The following is a 4599-nucleotide window of genomic DNA, read 5'->3' on the forward strand; positions in this document are numbered from 1 at the left end:
ATAGCCCCCCGGTCCCGCCCCGTGAACCACCAGCGGCGGCCGCACCGACAGCCCCCGGTCCTGATCCCTCAGCGCCTGCACCAGGAAGCGCGTCGCCGGGGCCTCCACGCGCGCATGCACGCACCGCAGCACCCGGGGGAACAGCCGCGCCCGCGCCAGCACCCCCAGCACCTCCGCGAGCCGCGCCGCCGGATACACCAGGCTCACCGCACCGCCCGGCCGCAGCGCATGCCGCGCCGCCGCGACCACCGCGTCCACGTCACACGCCACCTCCGACTTGGACACGGCCCGCTCGGCGTCCGGACTCACCACCCCCGCCTGGGCCCGGCGGAACGGCGGGTTCGACACCACCTGGGCGTAGGCCCCGGGCGACAGCAGCGTCCGCGCCTCCCGCAGGTCCCCGAGCACCGGCCGCACCCGGCCCTCACACCCGTTGAGCGCCACCGCGCGCACCAGCCTCGCGTGCACCCCGGGCTGCAGCTCCAGCGCATCCACCGGGCCCGCGACGCCGAACTGCTTCACCAGCAGCAGCGACACCACGCCACTGCCCGCGCCCAGCTCCAGCACCGGCCCGGCGGTCAGCACCCGCCCTTCCGTGGCCGCGAAGTGCGCGAGCAGCACCGCGTCCAACGTGAAGCGGTAGCCCGAGCGGCGCTGGAACACCCGCACGTCCGCGGTGCCAATGGAGTCCAGCGTCTCGTCGGCTTCGAGGGAAGCCGTCACGTCAGCGCGCGCCGTGCATCCGCTCGGCGACGTCCAGCACCTTCGCCTCACAGGAGACGTGGTCCAGGTGGCTGGCCTCCACGAGCCCCGTGGGGCTGGTGACGTTCACCTCCGTGAGGTAGTCGCCCAGCACGTCGATGCCCACCAGGATGAGCCCCTTCTCCTGGAGCGCGGGCTTGAGCCGCTGGCAGATGTGCAGGTCGCGCGCGGTGATCTCCGCCTTCATCGGCGTGCCACCCGCGGCCATGTTGCCCCGGTGGTCCGCGTCCGACGGCACGCGCAGCACCGCGCCCACCGGGTCTCCGTCCACCAGGATGATGCGCTTGTCGCCCAGGCGGCTCTCCGGCACGTAGGCCTGCGCGAGGATGGGCTCCTTCCCGCCCTGCGTGAGCAGCTCCACCATGGAGCGCGCGTTGCGGTCCCCCGGCGCGAGGAAGAGGATGCCCTTGCCGCCGAACCCGTCGATGGGCTTGAGGATGGTGCCCTTCGTGTTCTGGGCCGCGAACTCCATCACCACCGACAGCTCGCTCGTCACGCGCGTCTCCGGCATCAGGTCCGGGAAGTTCAGCGTGAAGAGCTTCTCGTTCGCGTCGCGGATGCCGGACGGGTTGTTGATGAACACCGGCATCCGGTCCGGACACAGCTCCACCAGCTGCGTCGCGTGCAGATAGTTCGCGTCCACCGGCGGATCCTTGCGCAGGAACAGCACGTCCAGCTTCGACAGGGGCCGGACCTCCTCGCGCACCACGTCGAAGTGCCGGCCCGGCTCGCGCCGCACCTTCACCTGGCGCATGCGCGCCTCCGCGCACCGGCCGTTGAAGCGCAGCCATCCCTGTTCGAAGTAGTAGACGTCGTGCCCGCGCCGCTGGGCCTCCAGCATCAGCGAGAACGTCGTGTCGTGGTCCACCCGCACGCTCTCGAGCGGGTCCATCAGGAAGCCAAGGGAGAACGCCATGAGGCTCCGAGGATAGCGGAGCCCTTGCGCCGGTGCCGCTCATTCCCACGCACATCCGTCCGCGCCGGAACGGACGGTCAGCGGCCGGGCAGGTCGCTCAGCTTGAGGTTGAGGCGCACGGGCTTGCCCGCCTCCACCGGCACGGCGAGCACGCGGCGCTTCTTGTCCTGACCCACGAGGATCAACTCCGTGGGCCCCACCGGCAGCGCGCGCTTCACCAGCGGCGTGCGCCCCAGGGACTTGTTGTTGAGGAACACCTCCGCGGACTCGTCCAGGAAGAGCGTCACCTCGCCCTTGCCGCGCCTGCCGCGTCCCGTCCGCGGCTCGTCCCGTGGCTCGTTCCGCGTCGTGACCCGGTCCCGGGGGGTCTTCTCCTTCACCGCCACCGCCTGCGCCGTCGTCACGCCCGCGTCCGGCGCGGCCCGCGGCGGCGGGATGGGGATGGCGACCATGGGCCCGGGGCCCGGGGACGGGAGGGTTTCCTCGGCTTCCAGCAGCTGGGTGAGCCGGAACGCGCCGTAGGCCCCGCCCAGCATCAACGTCAGCACCAGCAGGGCCCACACGGCGCCCAGCTTCGCGCGCTTCACCGGGGGCGCGGCGTCCGCGCTGGAGGCCTCATCCGCCCGCGCCCGCGCGATCTCCGCCTTCTTGCGCGCCTCCACGACGCCCAGGGCGTCCACCTTGCGCTCCGGCAGGTAGGGCCCGTCGTCCTTCTGCAGCGCGCGCTTCGCCGACGCCAGCACCTGGCTGCTCGTCGTCACGTCCGCGCTCTCCAGCAGCGAGCGCGTGGCGGCCATGCGCTCCGCGAAGAGGCTCTTCATCAGGGCCGCGCGCTGCTCGGCGTCCATCAGCTTGCCACCGGCCGCCTTCTCGATGGCGCGCGCCATGTCCCGGCCGGACGCGTAGCGGCGATCCACGTTGCGCTCCAGCGAGCGCATCACCACGCGCGAGATGTCCTCGGAGATGTGCGGCAGCAGCACCGAGGGCCACGGGATGGGGTCCTCGAGGATCTTCACCATCTCGTCGCGCTCGGTCTTCCCGGCGAACAGCCGCTCGCCGGTGATGAGCTCGTGCAGCACGACGCCGACGGAGAACAGGTCGCTCCTGCCATCCAGCGGATCGCCGCGCACCTGCTCCGGGGACATGTAGCCGGTGGTGCCCTTCACCGTGCCCACGTGGGTGCGCTCCAGGCTGTTCTTCGCCTTGGCGATGCCGAAGTCGAGCAGCTTCACTGTGCCGTCGTACGTCACCATGATGTTCTTCTGCGCCACGTCGCGGTGGATGACGGGGCTCGCCTCTCCGCCGGGCGACGTGAAGGTGTGCGCGTAGTGCAGCGCGAGGCACACGTCGCGCGCCACCGACAGCGTGAAGGCCAGCGGCACCGGCTGGCGCTTCTTCAGGCACGCGCTCGTCACCTGGTTGAGGTTCTGCCCGCCGATGAACTCCATGGCCAGGTAGAGCCCGTCGTCCTCCTCCCCCAGGTCGAACACCTGCGCGATGTTGGGGTGGTTGAAGGCCGCGGTGATGCGCGCCTCGTCCAGGAACATGCGGACGAACTGATCATTGGAGCGGGCATCCGGGAGGATGCGCTTGATGACCACGTACTTGCGGAAGCCGCCCGGGCCCGACGTGTAGCCCAGGAACAGCTCCGCCATGCCACCCACGGTCAGCTGCGTGAGCACCTCGTACTTCCCGATGCGCTCGCCCCGGTGAAAGTCGATGAGGTCATCCTCCAGCGCCCCGAATCGGCCGCGCCCGCATCATGAGAGAAGAGCCAGCAAACCGCCCGCGACCATAACAGGGCTGTTGCGCCAGGGGACGTTCCGTCCGGGTGCGGCCCCACGCAGGGTGGGCCCGCATGCCCCCCAGGTCCCTGTGGAGCACCTGTGGATGGCGGGGGAGGGGCTGTGGAAAACCCGCGGGCGGACTTCCCGGCTGTGGATGCCCGGGGGAAACCGGCAACTTGCCCACATGTAGCAGATCGCCGATTCCTTCATGAATCCATGGGGTTGCTGACTTGTCCCCAACTCCGCGCCCCCTACTGCTTCTACCAGTTGATCAACACTACAAATAGACTGGTTGAAGAAGAGGGCACCTGTGCCTTCGCGTGGAAAGCCGCGTGGGACGGCGCACGACGGCCACCGGACGACGCAGGCTGCTACAGGACCGTGGCGCGCAGTCGCTCCAGCAGGCCGGGCAGATCCTGGAGCAGCTGCCGGTCCAGGTCCTCCAGCGCGGCGCGGAACATGGCCAGGTCCTCCGGCTCACGTTCCGCGGACACCATGCGCTGCAGGCCCCGGAGGCGCTGGTTGCGCAGGACCAGGCGGACCAGGGTGGTCTCCAGGTCCTCGGCCAGGGCGTCGTCCAGGCGCAGCTCCTGGCCCACCAGCTCCCGGAGTTGTTCGACGCGGTAGGTGAGCTCCCAGCTCTCCTCGTAGCCCGCGCGTCGGGGCACTGACGGCCCACTGCTCGACCTCTCGTTCACATGCCCTCTAGTGCGGCCGGGGCCGGGTGAGGCCTGTCAGCGACAGCCGGGTGCGCGTCGGGTCCAGCTCCACGTGCATCCGGCAGTCCGCCACGTCCAGGCGCAGGGTGTAGGGATTACAGGCTACGCGGTTCGCGTGCTCGCGGCACGCGTCCGCCCCCATGCGGAACAACTCGGCCAGCACCGCCTGCCGGACCTCCGCCGACAGCCCGTCCACCGTCGACTGGACACCCCGGGCGATGAGCACCGTGAAGGCCTGCAATCCGGGAGCAACGCTGGAGGGGCTGGCCAGGGTCATGCTCGGGGCCGCTGCCAAAAGTGTACCGTGCGACATCCCTGTGCTTCCGGGGGTTTGCAATGACTCCCGACCCTTTGGGCTGAAAAATACTCCGGCTCTCCAGAGGACGATCCTGAAGCCCTGGGGGGTGGGGAGGCG

5 protein-coding genes are annotated in these 4599 nt (G+C 70.3%); all 5 read right to left on the reverse strand.

Annotation, left to right across the window (positions count from 1 at the left end; genetic code table 11):
- The coding region (locus D7X12_RS39475; protein WP_120630304.1) for a tRNA1(Val) (adenine(37)-N6)-methyltransferase at positions 1–723 on the reverse strand (723 nt) is incomplete at its 3' end.
- Position 724: 1 nt separating this feature from the next.
- Entirely contained in the window at positions 725–1678 is a 954-nt protein-coding gene (gshB, locus tag D7X12_RS39480) for a glutathione synthase (RefSeq protein WP_120630305.1), read from the reverse strand.
- Between the two features lie 77 nt (positions 1679–1755).
- Complete coding sequence (locus tag D7X12_RS39485; protein ID WP_120630306.1) at positions 1756–3360, reverse strand: serine/threonine-protein kinase; 1605 nt, start codon at positions 3358–3360, stop codon at positions 1756–1758.
- Between the two features lie 476 nt (positions 3361–3836).
- Positions 3837–4133: a hypothetical protein gene (locus D7X12_RS39490; RefSeq protein ID WP_120630307.1), complete on the reverse strand. Its 297-nt coding sequence runs from the start codon at positions 4131–4133 to the stop codon at positions 3837–3839.
- Positions 4134–4170: 37 nt separating this feature from the next.
- Positions 4171–4461 (reverse strand): hypothetical protein, encoded by a 291-nt coding sequence (locus tag D7X12_RS39495; protein ID WP_120630308.1) that lies wholly within the window; start codon positions 4459–4461, stop codon positions 4171–4173.
- Positions 4462–4599: the final 138 nt, after the last annotated feature.

The sequence above is a fragment of the Corallococcus sicarius genome, assembly GCF_003611735.1.
Taxonomy (GTDB): domain Bacteria; phylum Myxococcota; class Myxococcia; order Myxococcales; family Myxococcaceae; genus Corallococcus; species Corallococcus sicarius.

Excerpts from the sequence above, each read along its gene's own strand:
- D7X12_RS39495 (WP_120630308.1), bottom strand. The coding sequence starts at position 4,461 with ATGACCCTGGCCAGCCCCTCCAGCGTTGCTCCCGGATTGCAGGCCTTC.
- gshB (WP_120630305.1), bottom strand. The coding sequence starts at position 1,678 with ATGGCGTTCTCCCTTGGCTTCCTGATGGACCCGCTCGAGAGCGTGCGG.